Source organism: Proteus sp. G2674, assembly GCF_009915195.1.
In the GTDB taxonomy this organism is placed as follows: domain Bacteria; phylum Pseudomonadota; class Gammaproteobacteria; order Enterobacterales; family Enterobacteriaceae; genus Proteus; species Proteus mirabilis.
The window spans coordinates 136,488-159,820 of record NZ_JAABLS010000018.1 but is presented as its reverse complement, the minus strand read 5'-3'; the positions used below and the strand labels follow the sequence as shown (position 1 = coordinate 159,820).

Genomic DNA, 23,333 nt, shown 5'->3' with positions numbered 1-23,333 from the left:
CCGCCTCACAATAAGAAAAATGTGAAGCGGTCGCATAAATTAGATGAGTGTTTCTTCTGGAATATCTATTTTTATATCACTCAGAGACAGCTCGCCGGAGATAAGTTTTGGGAGGAGTGTGTCTCGGAGTTTAGTTAATGAACGGCTTTCATTTGTATTCTGTGTTAACTTTTTAAACGAAGGTGAAACTATATCAGCAAATCTATTCATTACTTCGCCAGAGGGCACTGCAATTTTATAGTCATTAAAGCACCCATTCTGAACTCTCTGGCGCCCTGATGAACCAACCATACTTTGTATAACGTGTTGCCTAAATGATTCATATCGAGCTAAACAGGCAATATATGAGTAATGTATGTTTTTATTACCACGAAGAATAATGAATTCAGTTGAACCAAAACCAGCTTCATTTTCTGACAGGAAATCTACTATTCCAGTTTTACCATTTTCTAAGCACGGTGTTATACGAGCCAATAATATATCGTTATTCTGAAATTTCATTCCTCCCGAAAAAGGCTTTTCACTAACTTCTTCTATTGAATATCCGCTAGTTGGAAGGGCTTTCATATCAACAAATTTCGCAACAGTATCTTTAGCTAAATTTACTTTCGGATTAATAAAAATAGCATCAGATATACTTTTACTCATCCACCCTTTCGGCATCCAACCGCCAAGCCCTAATGCAGGCTCAGCACATTCTTCAAACGCATTAGGAAATAACCGCCGAATATCCTCTGATAACGGTTTAAAATTATCACTTTCGCGTACTGCTTTGCGCACTTCAACCCGACGCAGTAATTCATCAGAGAAAGCTAAATCCTGTTCAAAAAAACCCGCATCTAGTGCGTTATCAACCACAGGATCAAAATCCACAAACCATGATTTAAATAAGGTCTGAGCCATTTTCTCTAAAGTTTGATTTATTTTGTGGTTGTGAGTGATTTTTTTATCTAGCCCTCTTAATAATTTCGCACCATATTGTTGATATTCAATTGGAGGGATTCGGATAGGTATTTCCTTTAATGCCTTCCCTGTAAGGTGCTTTATTGTCGTACCAGTAAAAAAAGGTTCAATACAGCCAGATCGAGTCGAAAATAGAAACCAATAGTATAAATATTCTGAATCCAAACCAGGTAGAGTACGAACTCTATGCAATGCCTTTTGAATTTTCATATTGGGTATATCATCTTCCCAAATTGCACATCTTCCCGGCTCACCACCTTCACAAATGATTAGGTCACCTTTTTTTATTCCATAGCGAGTATGCTCATGGGCTTCGAATTTCATTTTTGAAAGGTTATCAAGCTCAAATGTTCCCCACCGCACATTGCTATTACCTAAATAACAGTGGTACTCACCAGTGTTTTTATTTTGATCTAACATTTTGCCGAGTGAAGACTCAATATAGTCACCTAGTTTAGCTTGTGTCCACTCACTCCCCATAACCCAACACCTCCATATTTTTACGGATAGCCTTATCCAACTCTGCCGCTTCATTCATCTGGCGATAAAGGGTTTGGGTCAGTTCCTGCATTTTGGTTTCAAAGGCCACACCATCATCTTCGACCTCCGCAGCGCCCACATAGCGTCCCGGCGTTAACACAAAATCATTGGCCTTGATATCATCAAGGGTAGCAACTTTGCAAAAGCCTGCCTTATCTTGATACTGCTCAATACCGATTTCTTTGGCAGTAATACGACGTTTCAGTTCGCTTTCGCTACTACGCCACGCATGGAAAGTATCGGCGATAGTGGCGATATCTTGCGCAGTAAGCTCTTTTTGGGTACGGCTGATCATAGTGCCAAGGTGACGGGCATCGATAAACAAGGTTTCCCCTTGGCGATCACGATAACCATATTTGGCGCTGGCTTGTTTACTTTTACTGATAAACCACAAGCAAACAGGGATTTGCGTGGTAAAAAAGAGCTGACCGGGTAGTGCAATCATGCACTCAATACGATCATCTTCGATGAGTTTTTGGCGAATCTCACCCTCACCGCTGGTATTAGAACTCATCGAACCATTGGCTAACACAAACCCCGCAACACCATCTTCACTCAGCTTAGACAGCATATGTAAGATCCACGCATAGTTAGCGTTCCCTGTTGGTGGCGTGCGAAAGCCAGCAAAACGCGGGTCATTGGTCAGTTCGGCTTCATTACGCCAATCTTTTAAGTTAAACGGCGGATTCGCCATAATAAAATCGGCTTTTAGATCAGGGTGTTGGTCGGCAAAAAAGGTATCCGCAGGGCGCTCCCCTAAATTGCCTGTTAGCCCCCTTACCGCCAAGTTCATTTTCGCCAGTTTATAGGTGGTGCTGGTCAGTTCCTGCCCGTAAATTGCAATATCTTTGCTTTTCCCTTGGTGGCTTTCGACAAACTTTAGTGACTGCACAAACATCCCACCGGAGCCACAGCACGGGTCATATACTTTGCCTTGATAAGGTTCGAGCATTTCAGCAAGTAATGTAACTACCGATTTTGGTGTATAGAACTCGCCCCCACCTTTACCTTCGCTGGCGGCAAAGCGACCTAAAAAATATTCATAAACGCGACCAACGAGATCTTCTTCCCCTACCCCACATTCCGTGGCGAGGGTATTGATGTTTTCAATGCTGTCGATAAGTGAAGCGAGCTTTTTCGGCTCTAGCCCTTGGCGGGAAAAATAGTTATCTGGTAATGCACCCGTCAATGATGCGTTACTTTTTTCGATGGTGGATAATGCAGTGTCAATAATCACCGCGATATCATCTTGTTTCGCACGCTCTTGGACATAAGACCAACGGGATACTTGTGGCAAAAAGAAAACGTTATCTTGTTGATAGAAAACATCCATATCAACAAATGCTTCCTGACCATTTTTGATTAATTGGCTGCGTTTGGCTTCGAATTTATCACTGATAAATTTCAGGAACACCAAACTGAGTACCACATGCTTATACTCAGAAGATTCAACACTGCCACGCAGTTGATTAGCAGTATCCCAAAGGGTTTCTTCAAAGCCTTTGGTTGTTTTCTTCGCGGGTGATTTAGCCATGTCGATAGATTCTCTTTTTTATCAGTTATTATCGGCAAGCGCTAAGTTAGCGTCGGTTATTTTTACGCTAACTACCGATAATATATACAAAATAGGTTTGGTTAAGATTATCTCATAAAATCAGGTTGCTTTGGGTGGTAAAAGCTAAATTATATCAACCTAGATACCCCATATTTATTGCTGAGCGTTAGGAGGGTAAAACTGATAATCAACAATATCTGCACCAATAGGCCCTGTTTTTGCTGTAACCCATACGGTTCCCGTATTTTCCTTGGTTTTCGATTTTGGATCTCTAATACACCAAAAAACCCATTCCCCGGTATAAATTTCTTTTATCCGTATACCATATTCACATTGAGGGGCTTTAAGACGTTCAGGCCCTGGCGAGACGATATGATATTGTGTTTGGTAGTGAATTGTTTGGTCTAATGATAAATAAGCAAGCACATTAAAAGTTGGAATAATTATCATAAGGCCAAGAAAAGCCCCCCAATAATAATCACTGATAACATACTTTGATGGGCGAAAGAAAGGGTGCCATATTCCCCCAATAATCCCTGTAAAAATAGCAAAAATAATAATAATCGTCCATTTAGGAAACCATTCAAATAATACAATGTTATCGCCTAAATAAAGCGACAAAAATAGATAAGCTAACCAAGAGCAGTACAGGATAACAAAGATGTAAGAAGGTAATGATTTTTTCTTGCTGCCTTTACTATATGATTTGAATTGGTATTCCATAAAAACCTTAATTTATTTCCCTAAATTAATTATTTATAGTTCAAACTATCGACCTATTTATTGCCATAACCTTTTGTGAAAACAATAAGAACTATTATTTCAAACTCTAAAATGGCATCGATTTACTGATTAATTACATAACCAATACTGGAAAGTTTGGTTTATCAATGTCAGATAAAGTAAAAAGTGTGTTGCTGAACGCTAAAAACTATAATAAATCAGATGAAGAAATTCTACATCTACTTGTTCGAGAACTACAGTATGTTGGCGGTAGAACATTAGCGAATACGATCCCTCGTAACGGTATTAAATACGTCGAGATTGTAGATGATGTAGCCAAAAAATTTAAGATTAAATGCCCCAAATGGTTATATATTTATATCTATTTAGCTAAATCTTTTAATGCAAACAGACCTTGTTCTGCTACTATAGCTGTTTTATCGGATGCCAGCAATTATCCTAGTTTAAACGCATCATCCCCAATATTTTCTAACTGCTTGGCTAGTAATCTAGAACTGGCTAAGGTGTCGGTGGCTAGGGAAAGATAATTATTTTTAGACATCTATCGAAACCATCGAATAATTGGACTCGACTAACTCCCCCAGCAATTGGAGTGAAGCGTTTTAATGCGTTTATTATCTTATCGTTTTTATATTGAAATACAAAACACTCTAAATAAGAGTATCGCATTATGAACTTAAACCATTAAATATAAACATTACATATCTATTAAAAATAAAAATTAAAACTCCATTTTAAATTATCTTTTTTAGATAATATTAGATATTAAAATAAATTCAGTTTAAGAAAGTCTAAATTAGATATATTAAAAATATATTCAGTTATCATTAAATAAATAAACAAAAGGTGTATTATATAATATTGCTTTGTTATTTATCCTCTAAAAAAGAATAAAGGAATAATGATATGAAAAAAGTATTACTAAGTCTTGCTATGCTGAGTGTAATATCAACGCCGGTATTGGCTAAAGCTCCTGTAGCTAACTTAAAAATCAATGGTGATATTAAGCCACCAACTTGTACTATTAATGGGGCGACACAAAGTGATATGATTTTTGATTACGGAGTCATAAGCCCAACGCTTATCCCTCAATCGAAAAACTACGAATATCCTAACGGTATAGTCCAAAATACAGTTACGATTGAATGTGATGCTAAAACATATTTAACCTTTGTTGCATCTGACACTTATGACAGTGCGGAATTAGCTAATAATACGCTAGCACAGTTTCATTTAGTTGATAAAGAAAATCCTGAAACCGCAGTTGGAGCAGCCTCTTTTTTGTGGGAGGATGTGACTGTTGATAGTAAACCAGCGTACATTTCACGAGCAAATGATGTTACTATCACAGAGACAAATTACTATAACGTTCTATACAAAGGCGCAACCAATGGTTGGACATCAGAGAAACAATCAGGTGTTAATAAAAACTCTCTAAAATTAATTCCAGGTGAAGTTTTCCAAGCAGTTTTTAAAGATGTATATAAAATTCCTTCTTTTCTTTTATCCAAAGATGCATTAAATAAAAAAGGAATAGATTTATCTAATGGTTTAGATTTTATGGGTGAAGCTGTCCTTACTTTTAACTTTGGTGTCTAATTTTTAAAATAACTGATAATCACAATATCATTAACTTTTATATTGTGATTATCTTTTACGTTAAAAATTTAACAGTACTTAGCGCGCTATCAATGTTCAGAATATCAAATTAGCACATCATTCAATCAGGAACGATACATCAATACTTCCTTTATAAGTATTCGTAGGTATATTTCCATTGGCACAAAGGTTGAATGATAATGACTTATAAACAGTTCCCCCATTATATTTTCCCAAAGATTGTCCTGCATAAAACTCTAAGGCCTCGGCAGAATTGTTATTACATACTGCATTAGTTATTTTTTTAGCTGCATCAGATACCGTGATATAAGGTGCAACTTCTTTATTTTTCAAAGGGATACTTGGAGACATTGTCATCCCAGTTTTACTCCCATTGACTAGCTCATTATAGGGTTTTAATGTCACATACATATTTCCTGAATGAGGACAAGAGACAAGCATACTAGCGACACTTTGCTCAAGTAACTTGGCTGACTTAAAATTTTGTGCTAGTTGAATAGCAAATTGTATGTTTGTTGAGCTAGCAGGAGAAACATTACATGTTTTTAAGACGTGAATAGGACCATTACCAAATGAAAAAGGAACTGAAGATAGATCTGGATTAGCCCCGCCTGAGGTTGCTGTTTGAGCTGTAGTAAAATATATTGGAGCTACAAAATCGTAAATACCGGGTTTAACATGGCCTACTGCATAAATAGAATAAGAGCTTATTCTCAAGCTAGTATTGTTTACACGTGATATATAACCATACCAGCACATTGGGTGACGATAGACAAATTGATCCGCATACTCAGCTGTTCTAGAAACCTCTTTTCCTCGACGCAGAGTAATTTTTGTCGGGGAAGGTAATCCATTCTGATAATACACCGCATCGATAGATACTATTCCATTGATAGCTGCAACTAAATAATTTTCCCTATTTTCCGCTTCACTTGCATTTTTATTATATAATTTTAATCCGTACTCCCCCTCTTGACTTCCTGGGAATGGGAATAAAAAACTCTGCCATTGTGCACTGTTTTTACTACAATAATCTACAACATTATTAACACCTACAGCCGCTCCATAGGTATTACCACTACTACTAAGTGACATATATGATTGAGGAGGTGTTAATTCACCTATATACCCCGTTCCATTATCTGGAATAACAAGTGCTTTTGTTAGGAGAGGGAAAAACAGTGACAATACAAAAAGACTGATTTTAATAGTTATCGTTTTCAATTTTCACCACCGACCATAATGACAAATAGAACCATCTATATATACTATTTATTATATGACTATTAGTGATTTTTATCTCTAACCATAAGAATTAAAATAAAAATAAAGTAAAGAAAAACATTCCAAAAAAGAATCACTCTCGTTATTTTTAGCAAAATAATATCTTAAGAATTGTTAACAAGCATCATTTTAAGATTTTTATCCTACGTTCTTTTTTCACTTTCTGTGCTTCTTCCATTTCACGCATTCTCACCTTATAGCTTGATTGCTCTGACAACAATCTGCACACAAATGCACTTAAAAAAAAATAAAACAGCTATTAGCGATATAAAAGGTCTATTTTTAATTATCTCTTTTAGATAATATTAGATATTAAAATAACTCAGTTTAAGAAAGTCTAAATTAGATATATTAAAAATACATTCAGATATCATTAAATAAATAAACAAAAGGTGTATCATATAATATTGTTTTGTTATTTATCCTCTAAAAAGGAATAATGATATGAAAAAAGTATTACTCAGTCTTGCTATGCTGAGTGTAATATCAACGCCGGTATTGGCTAAAGCTCCTGTAGCTAACTTAAAAATCAATGGTGATATTAAACCACCAACTTGTACTATTAATGGGGCGACACAAAGTGATGTTATCTTTGATTACGGAGTCATAAGCCCAACGCTTATCCCTCAATCGACTGTCTACTCTTATCCAGCCAGTATAGCTCAAAATACAGTTACGATTGAATGCGATGCAAAAACATATTTAACCTTTGTTGCATCTGATACTTATGCTGATACAGAATTAAGTGTTAATAATACATCAGGCTGGTTTCATTTAGTTGATAAAGCAAATCCTGAAATTGCAGTTGGAGCGTCTTATTTCGTATGGGATAATGTGATCATTGATGGCAAACCTGCATATATTTCACGAGCAAATGACGTGGCTATTACAGGGAAAAGCTACAATAACGTCCTATACAAAGGGCCAACTAATGGTTGGACATCAGAACAACAAATAAGCGTTGATAAAAACGCCCTGACTCTAATTTCAGGTAAAATTTTCCAATCAAATTTCAGACAGGGAACTGAAAGTAGTTCTAATCAAACCTTCATTTTATCTAGAAATGAATTAAGTAAAAAAGGAATAGATTTATCTAATGGTTTAGATTTTATGGGTGAAGCCGTCCTCACTTTTAATTTTGGTGTCTAATTTTTAAAATAACAGATAATCACAATATCATTAACTTTTATATTGTGATTATCTTTTGCTATCAATAAGAACCCCTCAAAACTTAATATAATTAAGGACTTCTCATATAACATAAAATTATTTTTGTATTTCTTTTAAATAATCAGCAACACGATATTCAATATTTTTACGCTCAATGTCAGATAAAGAATAAAACATAGCGACATTATTCACATCATAATTTAATAGTAAACCATAATAATATGCTTCTTTCACATCACCTTTGAGTAGAAGTGCTTCATAAAGTTTGTCAAAAGAAGATATTGCAAAATTCATTTTTCCTAATCGAATATTCATATCTAAAATATAATCGTTATGATTTTTTAGTGTAGATAAATACACATTCACGAAAGGATCCTTACTTATGTATTTTGGTGCATTAGTATACATATTATTTAATTCAGAATACAAAAAATCATTTATTTCATATGGATAATCTAACGATAATTGATACCACTCAATAACCTTATCAAGGTTTCGTTCAACTAAACACGGTGACTCTAAATAATAATCAGCAATGATACTAATACTAGAATATTTGTATTCATTAGAAGAGCTGTATTTACTAGGTTCTTCTCCTGTTGTTAGCCATTCTTTAAGATAGTAGTCTGCTTTATTGATATTATCTTTATCTTCACAGATATTTTGCATATAGTACCAATAAATTAACTCAGCCGCTTCTTTATTTCCTAAATCATATGCTTTTTTGGCATAAATTAAACTTCTTCTACTATCTTCAATATTATAAAATCTTGCTAATGCTAGTTGTTGTTTACTACTCTCTTTTTGGTTTAGTAAATAATCAAGTGTATTATCTCTTTTTTCCTTCCATCTTCTATCTATTTCATATTTTTCTGATTCTAGCTCAAAGTGAGACGAATTGATGCTAATACGTCGTTCATATTCAGATGCTTTCGCAATGTTTTTTCTAACTCCCTCTTTACCGTCTCGATAAATTATAGCCAATTCTTTTAAGCAAATAAAATCACCTAAATCTGCACATTTTTTTCGCCAAGCCAAACGTTCCTTAATAGTGATATTAGTTAACTTATCAAAATAATAGTCTTGATAAATTTCATCACCAGCACTCTTATCTTTATACTCTTTTGTAATAATAAATTTAATTGCATCAATAGAACCTATTTCAGCTAATTTAAATATATCCTTATAATATTTTTTTAAATTATCTTCATTAATATTGTTAGCTGAGTTCTCATGTATTATATTCTTTATTGTATATTGAAATGCAAGATTTGTATTTTGACTTAATAATGGTTGAATAGCCTTTCTTATTTTATCATCATATAGCGAACGTTCCACAATAAAATCAATTACATACTGTGAATTCATTCCATATCGGAAAAGGATACTATATCCTTCCTGTCGTTTTTTTTCTGTCAACCTTCTGCTTTCTAAATCATCTTTCAATTCTGAAACAATATTAATAAGAGCTTGATCATCTATTATATTTTTATATTTGATAGTCGCAATTGCTTGATGAAAAGTAGCTTCATAGGCATAACCTCGTGCTTTTTGATATAATGAAAAAGCATATTCTTCATTATTGGCGACATCTTCTTCTAAAATACTTTGATGATAAAGTATCACTATTATTTAATTCCTCTATTATTTTAATTAATCCATCATGATGCACTAAATCAGCAGCTTTAGTTAATGACGTTAATCCTTGAGCATCATCAGTAGGACTTTGGATTAATCCTTTGTTACGTAAATATCCTAAATTATAAAGTGCATTTTTATTTTGTAAATTTGCTGATTTTATTAACCATTTTTGTGAAGCTAAGGCATTTTTATCAACCCCTATGCCATCCCAATACATCATTGCTAAACTAAATGCTGCTTGCGGATCACTTTGCGCATGTTGTGAAAAATAATTAAACGCCTCTTTATAGTCACCTTTTTGATAATAACTATAACCATTTGGCTTTAACTCTGGTTGGATTTGATTTTTATTGAGATAAAGCCCCAAGGCCATAAATACTAAAAAAATGGAGATAAGTATATTTTTAATTTTACGAGACATAACATTCCTTTTAAAGCTCATTATTTTTATATAAATATAGCACAATAGTAAAAATTAAAATCAATATAATTGCTATTCTTTTATTTATATTTTTATATTAATTTATTTAGATTTGCTATAAAAATTGATTGACATTCAACACTCCACTCTATAATCAGCCCTCGTTGTGTCGTATTATTCAGCAAATAGTTTGACTACTTCACGTCTAAATATCACTAAAATAAGCTTTTTAATATTACAATCTTTCATCTGACAAAATTAAATACCTTACTATACTAATATATATGATTAATATTTAATCATTTTTGAATAATAATCAGAGGATCTAAAAAGATTATTATTTATAATTATAACAAACCATAATTAACTTAATCTTTATCAAATTTAAATTCCGTGAAAATAAAGAAAATCATTTTAAATCACTAGAAAATGTCTATTAATGATTTACAGATTGGTATTAAATCTTATTTATCCAAAATACGATTTTAACTTATTGCCTCATTTGTCAGTTTATGTAAACATCAGCACCAAATTTGACTTAAGATAATATTCTCAATGAAAGTCAACTAATCGCTAAATTCCGTACCCTAAACTTATATTTAACCTGCGTAACAACGGATTTGTGACTGCATTAGTAAGGATGTCCGGATCTATATTTTATTACTGACATCGCCTTAATTCATTGAGTTAGACACATGTAATTATTGATTGATGAATTAGGCAAAAATATGCAAGAAAAACCATTCTCCCTTACATCACATCATACTGACAAACAACATCGTTTATTAAAATGGAGCTTACTCAGCTTATATTTTATCTCTGTCCCCTTATTGGCTGATCCCGTCAATCAAGCACTCTCTATCGATGCCCGCGAGCAACAACGCCAGCAAGAACGAGAGCGCATGTTACAACAGCAGAACAACCCCGTTGTGGATACGCGTATTCAACAGCCTGATTTAACGCTGCCTGATTATCCGCAAAATGAACAACCCTGCTTTACCATTTCCACTATCCGTCTTAACGGTGAGTCCGCTGCCGATTTTCAATGGGCATTAAAAGCCGTTAACGACGCCAAAGACCAGTGCTTGGGTAGCCAAGGGATTTTGTTAGTCCTCAATAAAGTCCAAAATGCCATTTTAGAAAAAGGTTATGTCACCACCCGCGTGATGGCACAAGAGCAAGATTTGAACCAAGGTGAGTTAGTTCTCACGCTTCAACCGGGACGGATTAATGCCATTCGTTTTGATGAAGGCACTTCATGGCGTGGGCGTTTATGGAATGCCATTCCTGCTGCCTCAGGCGATATTCTGAATCTGCGTGATATTGAGCAAGGGCTAGAAAACTTTAAACGCGTACCCAATGTCACTGCCGATATTCGTATCGAACCCGGCCCAATTGATGGTACCAGTGACTTAGTAGTCAGTTGGCAAGAAAAGCGTCCTGTGCGATTAAGCTTCAGTCTTGATGATAGTGGCTCAAAAAGCACCGGGCGCTATTTAGGCTCTGCGACGCTAGCCATTGATGCGCCGTTTGCCCAAAACGATATGTTTTACGCCAATATCAGTAAAGACTTGTTTGATAAAGGCCCTTTTGGTAACCGTTCTTACACCCTGAACTATTTCATTCCTGTTGGCAATTGGGGCTTTGCCGCCAATTACAATGAATATAATTATCACCAGAATATTCCCAATGCCAACGAAGTGTTACGTTATAGCGGTAAGAGCGATACCGCACAATTTACCCTATCACGGTTACTGTTTCGCGACCAAATCCACAAAACCACCCTTAATCTGCGTACTTACCGAAAAACCGCCAGTAACGCCGTTAATGACATTGATATTGAACAACAACGCCGCCGTACCGCAGGGTGGGAAATCGGCCTTAATCAGCGCAGCTTCTTAGGCAATGCCACACTCGATGCCAATATTAACTGGCGTCGCGGTACAGGCGCCTACGGCGCACGCCGTGCCCCTGAAGAAGATACCCACAGCGGCAGTGCCCGCGTGGGCATTTTTCTTGGGGACATCAGTTTCAATCAACCCTTCACGTTGGGCGAACAGCCTTGGCGCTGGAATACCACTTTACGGGGTCAATGGACTCAGCATGCCCTAACACCACAAGAGCGCATGTCCATTGGCGGACGCTATACCGTGCGTGGTTTTGACGGAGAGCAAGTACTGTCGGGTGAAAAAGGCCTGTTATGGCGCAACGAACTGGCATGGAATGTTTTTTCTAAAGGGCAAGAACTGTATTTAGCCGCTGATTACGGGCGTGTTGAAGGCCAAAGTACCCAATACCTTGTGGGACATCAACTTGCCGGTACCGCATTAGGACTTCGTGGCTCACTTTTCTCTCGTTTGAGCTATGACCTGTTTGTTGGCGTGCCATTATATAAGCCGAAAAAATTCGATACGTCAGGAGCGACGGCAGGTTTTAGCCTCAACCTTGAAATTTAATCGCCATTGATTTGATAGCCGATAGACATTTTTAGTTTTACCCATGTTTGCCCTGTTTTTTGAAGGAACTCTATTATGAATAAGCATTGTTACCGTTTAATTTTTAGCCGCACTCATGGGGAATTACGTGTTGTATCGGAACTGGCGAAAAGCTGTAGCACCGATTCAGGCCAAACACGAGGTGTAAATGGTAATCGTCTATGGGTCACTCTACGCCGTACCTCATTACTGCTGTGGTTAGCCTTGTGGGGTACCTCAGCCATGGCGAGCAGCATTATTGCCGATAACAATGCACCGCAAAACCAACGCCCGGAGGTGATCAATACGCAAAATGGACTTCCACAAGTCAATATTGCGGCACCGAATGGCTCCGGTATTTCTCATAACCAATATAAACAATTTGATGTCGATAACCGTGGCGCCATTCTCAATAACTCGGCGGTGATGACTTCAACACAAACCGCAGGGATGATCCAAGGTAACCCGAATCTTGACCCAAACAAAGCTCCTGCGCGCGTGATTCTGAATGAAGTCAACAGCAATAACCCAAGCCAAATTAAAGGCTTTCTGGAAGTTGCAGGCGGTAAAGCGCAAGTGATTGTCGCTAACCCATCGGGAATTATTTGTAATGGCTGCGGCACTATCAATGCAGGTCGTATGACCCTTACCACAGGGAAACCCCAATTTAACCAAGACGGTAGCCTTGCAGGATATCAAGTAGAACGCGGGGTTATTCGTGTTGAAGGTGGAGGATTAAATGCCGATAGTCGCCACGATACGCAGTATGTTGATCTGCTCGCCCGTGCCGTTGAAATCAATTCTGGTGTGTGGGCGAAAGAAAAAATAGCAATCGTTGCGGGTAAAAATAAGGTCGATACACAAAATAAAGCCACTCCGATAGAGAGCCAAGCTGCACAACCTGAATTTGCCATCGACATGGGCCAAATGGGCGGCATGTACAGCGGTTATATTCACATGGTGGGCACCGAAAAAGGTGTGGGCGTTCGCAATCAAGGTGGGCACATACAAGCGGATAAAACCTTAACGGTGAAAAGTAATGGGCAGTTAGTCTGGCAATCAGCAAAAACACAAGAAACCGTTACCCAAGCCAACGGGGATATTACCTTATTAGCCAAAGACAACCTTATACATCAAGGTAAATTACACAGTGGTGGCGTCTTAAACGTAGAAAGTCAAACAGGTTCAGTGGATAACTCGGGGACACTTGCTGCCCTCAAAGACGTTAATATCAATGCGAAAGGCGATATCCACAGTCAAGGTAACGTGCTCGCGGGCAGTGATAATAAAAGTAAGATTATTAATAACGCCAATATCATATTAGCCAGTGAGGGAAAAATTGATACTCGTGGCACATTGCTAAGTAAGCAAAATATCACTGCAACAGCAAAATCACTGGATTTAAGCCAAACACAAATCGCGGCATCAAACTTGGCGCTGACATCTAAACAAGGGGATATCGCCCTTACTCAAGCAAAAATTGATGTGAGTGATGCCAAACTCAGTAGTGTACGTGATATTCATACTCAGCAAATTCAAATTCAAGCCCAACAATGGAATATCAACGCCAATAACCTGTTTAATCAAAATGGAACTTGGGTACAAACAGGGCAGAATGAGAGCCAATTTTCCCTCAAAGGGCAACTAAATAATCAAGGCGGTGCGATTGAAACCCACCGCCTTAAGCTCAATGCCGATTCACTGAATAACCAAGCAGGCCGATTAGTTGCGTTAAGCAAGAGCCAACAAGATTGGCAGATAAAAAATAGCATTAATAATCAGCAAGGTGAAGTCGGGGCAAATGGCGATTTAACTCTTACCGCAAACTCAATTGATAATCAATCGGGCACCATTCAAAGCCAAACTAAACTGGCTTTGAATGCCAAAGAGCAAATTGATAATAGCGCAGGTAACCTTGTGGCAGGAAATGCCGTCAACCTGCAAGCAGGCAAATCGCTGAACAACCAATCGGGGACGATTAATAGCCAGCAAGTCACTGTCACCACGGACAATCTCAATAATGCACTGGGTAAACTGATTAGCCAAACAACGCTCGATATTGTGGCTCAGCAGCAAGTGAATAATGCCAACGGTTTTATTGGTTCAGGTGATAAACTCACTCTCGCTACGCAAAATTTGGTAAACAGCCAACAAGGGACGGTGCAAAGTGAGACCCAGCTCACGGTTGATGCACAACGCATTGATAACCAAACAGGGAAAATACTGTCTGGTGAGCAACTCGTTCTTAATGCGACAACTGACCTTAATAACCAACGTGGTACACTTTACAGCAAAGATATTGCCCTAAATGCAAACAAGATTAAAAACCAGCAAGGGCAAGTCATTGGTGAAAATAGCATTGATATCACGGCAAAAAATGCGTTAGACAACACCAAAGGTAAAGTGATTGCCAATGAGACATTAACTACGTCTGTCGGGCAGCAACTCACTAACCAAGTAGGTTTACTGCAAAGTGGCCATAACGCAAGCATCACTGCTAAAACACTGGATAACAGTGACGGACAAGTGCTATCAGGTAAAGCCCTTGATATCACAACCACCGCGCGAATTGGTAATACCAAAGGCGAAATCAGCAGCCAAAACGTCAATATTCATACTGCTCACTTGGATAACCAAATAGGTAAAGTGATTGCGACTCAAAACCTTGACCTCACCAGCCAAGGCGATGTGAATAATCAGTCTGGGTTATTGGAAGCAGGCAATCAATTAACCCTCGATACCCAAGGGGATATCAACAACCAAAAAGGCACGCTGCAAGCCGGGAAACAGGCCAATCTGAGCGCACATACTATTGAGAATAGCCAAGGCCAACTATTATCGGGTAACCAGTTAACCTTAAACACTCAAAATGAGCTCAATAACCGCCAAGGCAAAATCAGCGCTGGCAACGCATTACAGTGGCAAGGTTATCACTTCGATAATACCGCGGGTTTGCTACAAAGTGGTGGCATATTAACGTTGATCGGCAACCAACTGAGTAATCAACAAAAAGGCCAAATTCTCAGCCAAGATGTATTGTCCTTCAACCTCAGTGGCGATTTTAATAACCAAACGGGTATTCTGAACAGCCAAAGTGATACTTCGATTAACGCCAACCTTGTCAACAATGCTCAAGGCGTAGTCAACGCCCTTGGTCGTTTAAATATTCAAGCAACACAGTTAATTGATAATCACGATGGGCGTATTTTCAGCCAGCAAGCGCAAACACTCAACGCACACAATATTCTCAACCAGCAAGGCTGGATAGGTAGCTTAGATTCATGGCAGGCCAAGACTCAGTTATTGAATAACCAAAGCGGTGAAATCCAAAGCCAGAAAAATGTCGAACTCACGGCGAACTCACTGGAAAACCAGCATGGCACATTGCAAGCCGGTGGCTCTGCATCACTGTTGGTTGCCAACGAAATCAATAACACCCAAGGTAAAATCAGTGCCAGTCAAAACCTCACCACCACAACGCAATCCGTCAAGAACCAGAAGGGACAATTACTCTCCGGTGGCACATTGCAACTTAGCACGTCGAATGTCGACAACTCGCAAGGCGGTTTACTGTATAGCCAAAAACAACTGTTGTTATCCATTGAAAATGCACTCAATAACGCTCACGGCAAATTGCAAAGCGGTGAAAATCTCACGTTAACCAGTAAAACGTTAGACAATACGTCTGGCAAAATAGAAAGCCAGCACCCCCTGAACATCACAAGTACAGAGCGAATTGATAATACGGCAGGGGCAATCCTCAGTAATCAAAACCAGTTGCTAGAAACCAAAACTTTTAAAAACCAACAAGGGACGGTGAGTAGCCTCTGCAAGCTTGCGCTGAATGCAACCGAACTTGATAACACTCAAGGTGCCCTCATTAGCCAACACGCAGGCACCTATAGCATAAAACAACTCAATAACACACAAGGGAAAATTCACAGCGGTGATACCTTGACGTTAACAGCTACCGATATCCAAAACCAACAAGGACAATTGGTTTCCAATAATGCACTGAAACTAATTGCGCTCACCTTAGATAATCGACACAAGGGTATTTTAAGTAGCCAAGGTCGCTTTAACCTGTTACTCAATGCTTTAGATAACCGTGAAAATGGGCTGGTGCACGGTAGTAAAGAAACTACGCTGACTGTTAAAAACATTGAAAATACCCAAGGCCGACTGCAAAGTAATGAAAACTTAGCGTTTTCAGGGGTGAATACCCTCAATAACCAATCAGGTCAGGTATTAGCCAATGGCGATATTGCACTGAATACGGATGCAGCGTCCACCTCGGCTCAGCTTTCCCTCGCAAACCAACAAGGCACAATCCAAAGTGGTTCGGCACTTGCCATCAATACCCAGTCCATTAACAATCAGGGCGGGACAATCAAAAGCCAAAAAGCGCTTTCGCTGACTGCTACGCAGGACTATACGCACCACGCAGGTGATACCCTCACCAGCAACCAATCGCTCACCCTAAATATTGCTGGCGCTTTGACTAACCTCACTGACTGGTTATTACCGGGTGATTTCACCCTATCGAGCCTACACTTCACCAACCAAGGCTCACTGGTTAGTAAAAATCTCGCGATTTCCACAGGTCAATTGGATAACAGGGATCGGTTAGAAGCCGATAAAATAGCACTCAATGTGGATGAATTAAACAATAGCGCCACTTTAATGGGTGATGTGATCCACGTTAAAGCTAACACCTTAGATAATCAGGGGAAAAAGGCTGTCATTGCGGCAGCAAAACACATTGACCTGCAAACAGAAAAAAACCTAATCAACCGTGATCAAGCACTGATTTACAGTGGTGATACTTTAACGCTCACCAGCGATGATTTGATTGAAAATAACGCCAGTTTTATTGAAGCAGAAGGCGGCGTTTCCATTACCGCGCGTCAACTGAATAATTTACGCGAAGGGTTAGAAATAGAACGTGATGCAGAAAGTGAAAGTTATAACAAACATCTGTATAACTTCTACTGGCGTTCATTTGAAACCCAAGCCCATAAAGATCCCTCAGCAATGGCACCTACGACGCAGCAACTCACTTTTCAAAATGAAAGCGCTGCGTTGGATAACAAATACGGCACTATTTTAGATATTGATGCCCAAAATAAACGTGCACAAATGAAGGTGAAACAACAAGATGGTCAATTCACCACATTATGGGTGAATTATTTAGCACTCACCCCCAATAGTAATGGCAGTTATGCCATGACCTTCTATGAGTCGCGTGGTATACCGGGACGTATCAAAACCCCACCAACACCTTACCATGGTGCAGTATGGCGCGAACACAACCAATATCGCTATGAAGTGTGGGATCCAAATCAACATATCGATGTTGCGACCGCAACGGGAATTGATGACTTCAGTTGGATACGTGAACGTTCGGTCACAGGCACCGTTACCCGTGACAAACTGATCGCCGAAGGTATTGGTGCGCGCATTTTGTCGGGCCAGAATATGACGCTCAATATCACGGATTTACTGAAAAATGATGCTAGTACTATTACGTCGGCAGGTAGCCTTGATATTAAAGATAAAGGGCGCGTTGAAAATACAGGCTATTCTGTGAATGAACGCCACAAAGAGTTCTATGTCGATCATTATGATGTCAGCAGAAACCACTGGTATCCTCAATCTAATAGTGACAAAACTACGGCACTCACCACCATTGATGGCATTATTTCAGGTAATGGCAATGTTTCGCTCACCAGTGCCAATATCACCAACACTACCGTCAATGCAGCACAAATAACCGAATTAGAAGCGGCGATAAATGCAGCCAAAGCGGAACGTGCGCAATGGGAACTTAACCCACTGGCATTTGATATTGATGGTGTAAATAAGCAAGATTTCAATACTAACTTCACCGAGCACAGTAAATCAGAACTTAATCAAGCCGATGGTATCTCACCACTCGATCGCCCTTTGCTTCCTGCTGAGCTAGCGTTAACTGAAAAACAGCATATTGGTGATGTGGCAACCTCTATCCCTGATAATGGCTTATTCCGTCCGAATTTAACACCGGACAGCCCCTTCTTGGTGGTCACCGATCAACGCTTTACCGATAGAAACAAGTTTATCAGTAGCGACTATCTGCTAGAGCGGGTTGGTTACTCCCCTGCCGATGTACATAAACGTTTAGGAGATGGCTTCTATGAACAACGTTTAGTACGTGAGCAAGTTTTAAAGCTCACAGGTCGCCCTTCCCTACGTGAAGAAGATGCCATGGCGCAGTACCAATACCTGATGAATAATGGAATTAAGGTGGCGGAAGAATTCAACTTACGCCCCGGTGTTGCCTTAACACCAGCGCAAATCGCCGCCCTACAACAAGACATCGTCTGGCTGGTCAGTGAAACCATAGATACATCACAAGGCCCACAAACCGTTTGGGTTCCGAAAGTCTATTTAGCAAACACGACACTTAGCCTGACACAACAAGGGGCGATGATAAGCGGTAAGACACTGAATTTATCCGCTGACAGCATTGATAATGCCGGAAACCTATTAGCTCAAAAAGGCCTTGAGGTCGATGCGAAACAATTTATGCATCGTGATGGGGATATCAAAGCAGATACCATCAATATTAATGCCGATAACCTCACATTAAGCACCAACTTACAAGATGCCTTACGTCAAGCAACAATGAGTGCCACTGATATCACTCTTAGTGGACATAATATGCAATTGCAAGGCGCTAAATTGGATGCGACTGGGGATATTAAGCTTAACGCGCGCGATAACTTGTCCATTACGGCAGTGAAAAGTACCCATACCGGCAGTATCAATGTGATTGCGGGAGCAATGGGGGATCGCAATAATATTATCAATACATCTGAAAATCTTGCCCACGTTAGCGGTGAATGGCAACTTGCACAAAGTAGCGAACTGAGCGCGGGTGGAAATCTCAGCCTCAATGCTGGAAAAGATATCTCTGTCAAAGGCAGCCAAGCCCAAGCTGGCGGCTCGTTGGATGTCAACGCGGGTGGCGATATCAATATCCTGTCGGATAAAACCACCAATAAAAGTCAACTTGATGCACAAGGCAACGGTTCTTCCGTCAGCAATACCCGTGAAGAAGACAGCTTAATGCTCAGTACCCTCAGTGGCAACAAAGGCGTTTCCCTCAATGCAGGCAACAACTTGGTGGCAGAAGGCGCCCAAGTCGATAGCCAAGCAGGTAAAATCAGCGTCTCAGCGCAAGATGTCACTATCAAGGCGGCAACCCAAGACACCTATGCGCTAGACCAAGAGCATACTCGCAATGGCAGCAACAAAGGCTCCCGAGTCGATGAGACCTCATCCCATGAGGTGGTCGGCAGCACATTTAGCGGACAAAACGGCGTCGATATTACGGCGCGTGATAAAGACATCACCGTTACGGGTAGCTCTATTCACAGTGAAAAAGGAGAAATTACCCTTGATGCTAAACAGAATGTGACGCTCAATACCGCCACTGAAGAAAACAAAAAAACCGTCGAAGAGCAACGTAGCAGTAAAGGCTTCTTAAGCGCCAGCAGTGAACACACCCTCCAACACGATGAAACCACCCGTGAAAAAGGCAGCTTGCTCAGTGGCGAAAAAGTTACCATCAATGCAGGTAATGACCTGACCGTCAAAGGCTCCTCGGTGGTCGCAGAAAACGATGTCAGCTTAACCGCTGGCAACAATGTCGATATCACCGCTGCGACCGAAACCGATTCACATTATCTGCTCGAAGAGAAGAAAAAAAGCGGCCTCATGAGTAGCGGTGGCATTGGCTTTAGTGTCGGTAAACAATCCTCCCGCCATGAAGTGGATGAAAAAGGTACCACCCAAAGCCAAAGTGTCAGCACTATTGGCAGCACACAAGGTAATATCAACATCACCGCTGGCAACAAACTGCATGTGGGTGGCGCTGACCTGATTGCTCAAAAAGACCTAAACCTCACCGGTGATAGCGTCCAAATCGACCCGGGCTATGATGAACGGACTCGCACTGAAACCTTTGAAACCAAGCAAAGTGGGTTTAGTGTTGCACTCTCTGGCAGTGCAGGTAGCGCCCTCAATACTGCCGTCAGCACCGCACAACAAGCTCGCAAAGAAAGTGACGGTCGTTTAAGTGCCCTGCAAAACACCAAGGCAGTATTATCCGGCGTTCAAACTCAGCAAGCGGTTGAGTTAGATGGGCTGAAAACCGATGCAGCCAATGCGCACAACCTTGCCCACAACCTCAAACCGGGCGATAAAGACTATCAAGAAGGCGCCACCAATACAGTTGGTGTCAGTGTGTCTTATGGTAGCCAATCGTCGAAAAGCGAAACCCACACCGACAGCCGCCAATCCCAAGGCAGCACCTTAAATGCCGGACAAAATCTGTCGATTACCGCAACCGGCAAAAATAAAGACAGCGCCCCAGACAGCGGTAATATTACAGTCGTCGGCAGTGAACTCAAAGCGGGTAAAGACTTATCACTGTCTGCCACGCAAGATATCAACCTTGTTTCTGCCCAAAATACCGAGCAAACCACCAGCCAAAACAGCAGCAAAGGTAGCAGTGTCGGGGTTGGCGTAGGCGTGGGTGCAGGCGGCTACGGGGTCAATGTCTCTGCCTCCGTCAACCAAGGTAAAGGCCATGAAAAAGGCAATGGCCTCACCCACACTGAAACCACACTGGATGCAGGTAATAAACTCACCTTAAACAGTGGACAAGATACCACCCTCAAAGGGGCACAAGTTAGTGGTGAACAAGTCACCGTCAATGTCGGTCGTGACCTCACCCTGCAAAGTCAGCAAGACAGTGATCGCTATGATGCCAAACAGCAAGAGGTCAGCGTCGGTGGCGGTTACACGATAGGTGGTACGCCAAACATCAATATCAGTGCCAGCAAAGACAAGATACACAGTAACTACGACAGTGTGAAAGAACAAACCGGTATTTTTGCCGGCAAAGGCGGCTTTGATGTCAACGTCAAAGAGCACACTCAGCTTGATGGTGCGGTGATTGCCTCCACTGCGGACAAAGATAAAAACCGCCTTGATACGGGCACATTAGGCTGGAAAGATATCGACAACAAAGCCGACTTTACCGCCGAGCACACGGGCGGCTCGATGGGCACCGGTGGCCCAATTGGAGGCCAACTCCTTACCAATGCCGCAGGCGGGTTACTCTCTAACGCCAATAACAGTGGCCACGCCGAAGGCACCACGCAATCGGCGGTCAGTGACGGTACATTAATTGTCCGTGATAGCGATAAACAAAAACAAGATATTGATACCCTTAGCCGAGATACTGAGCACGCCAATAACGGCAGTATTAACCCGATATTCGATAAAGAAAAAGAGCAAAACCGCTTAAAACAAGCCCAGTTAATTGGCGAAATTGGCAATCAGGCGATGGACATTATTCGCACTGAAGGGGATATTGCGGGCTATAAAGCCCAAAAAGACCCCGATGCGCTTGCCATCGCCAAAAAACAACTAGAAACGGCGGGTAAAACACCTACCGCACAAGCTATTAAAGACCAAGCCTACAACAATGCCATGGCACAGTACGGCACAGGCAGTAATTTCCAAAAAGCGGCCCAAGCGGTGACAGGATTACTGCAAGGGCTGGCGGGTGATAACTTAGCCGGTGCATTGGCGAATGCTTCATCGCCGTACTTAGCAACTAAGATTAAAGAGCTTACAACTGACCCTGCTACTGGTGAGGTTAACAAAGCAACCAATGCCATGGCACATGCGGTATTAGGTGCTGTAGTCGCCGAGTTAAATAACCAATCTGCCGTTGCAGGTGGATTAGGTGCTGGTAGCGGTGAACTGTCCGCTCATGTTATCTTAAACACCCTCTTCCCGGGCAAGAAGGTTTCAGACTTAACCGAGAGTGAGAAGCAACAACTCAGTGCACTGAGCCAATTGGCCTCAGGATTAGCGGGTGGATTGACTACCGGTGATATGGCCGGTGCGATTACTGGCTCGCAAGCTGGAAAGAATGCGGTTGAGAATAACTATCTGAGCGACTCAGAGCACCGCCAGAAGACGTCACTGGAGCTAAAAGAGAAGCAAGGTAAGATCACTGAAGTCGAGCAACAGAAACTCGCTGAGCTGCGAATTAAAGATACAGAAACAACACAAAGATTACTTGATGCCTGTGCAGGCGGTGTTTCACCTGAATGTACCGCTGCTAGAAAAGATGCATTCAAAACGATAGATACCTACGTCAGTTTGACGTATCAAAATCCAAAAACAGCGCAGGCTGGTTATCAAGAAATTGAAAGGCTATTGAATTCGACTTCACCGGAAGCACAGCAAGCATATAATCTGTTGGAATCTTATACTAAAGCGTTTAAAAACTTTGGGTATACAGATGAAGAAGCTCGCTCACGTGCGGGAATGTATGTTGGTTCGATTTATTTGCTTGGTGGTACGTCTGCAGTTGCAAACTCAGGCGCATTAGTAAAACAGTTTGGAAAAGATGTTGCTAAACCAAATGTTAAACCAGAGGGATCACAGCCGAAAAATGACACATCTGGAAATACATTACCAAAAGAGCAAGTTCATACAGAGTGGAAAAATTCAATTACACAGTCTCGTGTTAATGTCCGAAATGGTGATGGCTCTACTGGTTCAGGACTCGAATATGCTTGGAAGAAACATGGTGGTGAATGGGGTGCAAATAAATCACACTTCACAATAACAAAGGATGAACTAAAGGTAGTCTTGCAGTCAGATAATGTAGCGAAGACACCAGTGCAATACTCACCATCCACTGGTAACTATATTCGTACTGTGGATATGGGCAAAAATATCGGTGTTGATGCAATGAATAATAGTACGCCAACGTCTATTATGACAGTCATCACTGATAAAAAAGGTAATTTAGTTAACACATTCCCAGGTAAGACTGTGGTTAGGTAATTAT

The 23,333-nt window shown here is 40.4% G+C and carries 11 protein-coding genes; 5 read left to right on the top strand and 6 right to left on the bottom strand.

The window, feature by feature from the left end; translation table 11 throughout:
- Nucleotides 1-39 precede the first annotated feature (39 nt).
- The 3 genes from GWI58_RS09105 to GWI58_RS09095 all read right to left on the bottom strand — a co-directional run bounded on the left by GWI58_RS09105 (nucleotide 40) and on the right by GWI58_RS09095 (nucleotide 3,781).
- The gene (locus tag GWI58_RS09105; protein WP_161769110.1) at nucleotides 40-1,443 is read right to left on the bottom strand and encodes a restriction endonuclease subunit S; all 1,404 of its coding nucleotides are present in this window, start codon (nucleotides 1,441-1,443) and stop codon (nucleotides 40-42) included.
- Nucleotides 1,433-3,037 carry a type I restriction-modification system subunit M gene (locus tag GWI58_RS09100; protein ID WP_161769109.1) on the bottom strand — a complete coding sequence of 535 codons (1,605 nt, stop codon included), beginning with the start codon at nucleotides 3,035-3,037 and terminating at the stop codon, nucleotides 1,433-1,435. The genes GWI58_RS09105 and GWI58_RS09100 overlap by 11 nt, the downstream gene beginning before the upstream one ends.
- Nucleotides 3,038-3,211: 174 nt before the next feature.
- A complete protein-coding gene (locus GWI58_RS09095) occupies nucleotides 3,212-3,781 on the bottom strand; it encodes a hypothetical protein (protein WP_036970907.1) in 570 nt (189 codons plus the stop codon).
- A gap of 167 nt (nucleotides 3,782-3,948) precedes the next feature.
- Here GWI58_RS09095 and GWI58_RS09090 point away from each other — a divergent pair, with 167 nt between their 5' ends.
- A complete protein-coding gene (locus GWI58_RS09090) occupies nucleotides 3,949-4,329 on the top strand; it encodes a hypothetical protein (protein WP_094959764.1) in 381 nt (126 codons plus the stop codon).
- Nucleotides 4,330-4,708: 379 nt separating this feature from the next.
- Nucleotides 4,709-5,401 (top strand): fimbrial protein, encoded by a 693-nt coding sequence (locus GWI58_RS09085; protein WP_161769108.1) that lies wholly within the window; start codon nucleotides 4,709-4,711, stop codon nucleotides 5,399-5,401.
- Nucleotides 5,402-5,518: 117 nt separating this feature from the next.
- Here GWI58_RS09085 and GWI58_RS09080 read toward each other — a convergent pair whose 3' ends face one another.
- Nucleotides 5,519-6,646 carry a hypothetical protein gene (locus tag GWI58_RS09080; protein WP_161769107.1) on the bottom strand — a complete coding sequence of 376 codons (1,128 nt, stop codon included), beginning with the start codon at nucleotides 6,644-6,646 and terminating at the stop codon, nucleotides 5,519-5,521.
- Between the two features lie 504 nt (nucleotides 6,647-7,150).
- Between GWI58_RS09080 and GWI58_RS09075 the strand changes: the two genes are divergently transcribed.
- A complete protein-coding gene (locus GWI58_RS09075) occupies nucleotides 7,151-7,855 on the top strand; it encodes a fimbrial protein (RefSeq protein WP_161769106.1) in 705 nt (234 codons plus the stop codon).
- 117 nt (nucleotides 7,856-7,972) lie between these two features.
- Here GWI58_RS09075 and GWI58_RS09070 read toward each other — a convergent pair whose 3' ends face one another.
- Nucleotides 7,973-9,502: a hypothetical protein gene (locus tag GWI58_RS09070; RefSeq protein WP_237611682.1), complete on the bottom strand. Its 1,530-nt coding sequence runs from the start codon at nucleotides 9,500-9,502 to the stop codon at nucleotides 7,973-7,975.
- Nucleotides 9,456-9,938: a tetratricopeptide repeat protein gene (locus GWI58_RS17855; protein ID WP_237611681.1), complete on the bottom strand. Its 483-nt coding sequence runs from the start codon at nucleotides 9,936-9,938 to the stop codon at nucleotides 9,456-9,458. The genes GWI58_RS09070 and GWI58_RS17855 overlap by 47 nt, the downstream gene beginning before the upstream one ends.
- 728 nt (nucleotides 9,939-10,666) lie before the next feature.
- On the opposite strand from GWI58_RS17855, the gene GWI58_RS09065 reads away from it, so the two are divergent.
- Both GWI58_RS09065 and GWI58_RS09060 read left to right on the top strand, forming a co-directional pair.
- Nucleotides 10,667-12,394, top strand: coding sequence for a ShlB/FhaC/HecB family hemolysin secretion/activation protein (locus GWI58_RS09065; RefSeq protein ID WP_161769105.1), 1,728 nt, complete (start codon nucleotides 10,667-10,669; stop codon nucleotides 12,392-12,394).
- 75 nt (nucleotides 12,395-12,469) lie between these two features.
- The gene (locus GWI58_RS09060) at nucleotides 12,470-23,329 is read left to right on the top strand and encodes a hemagglutinin repeat-containing protein (RefSeq protein ID WP_161769104.1); all 10,860 of its coding nucleotides are present in this window, start codon (nucleotides 12,470-12,472) and stop codon (nucleotides 23,327-23,329) included.
- Nucleotides 23,330-23,333 lie beyond the last annotated feature (4 nt).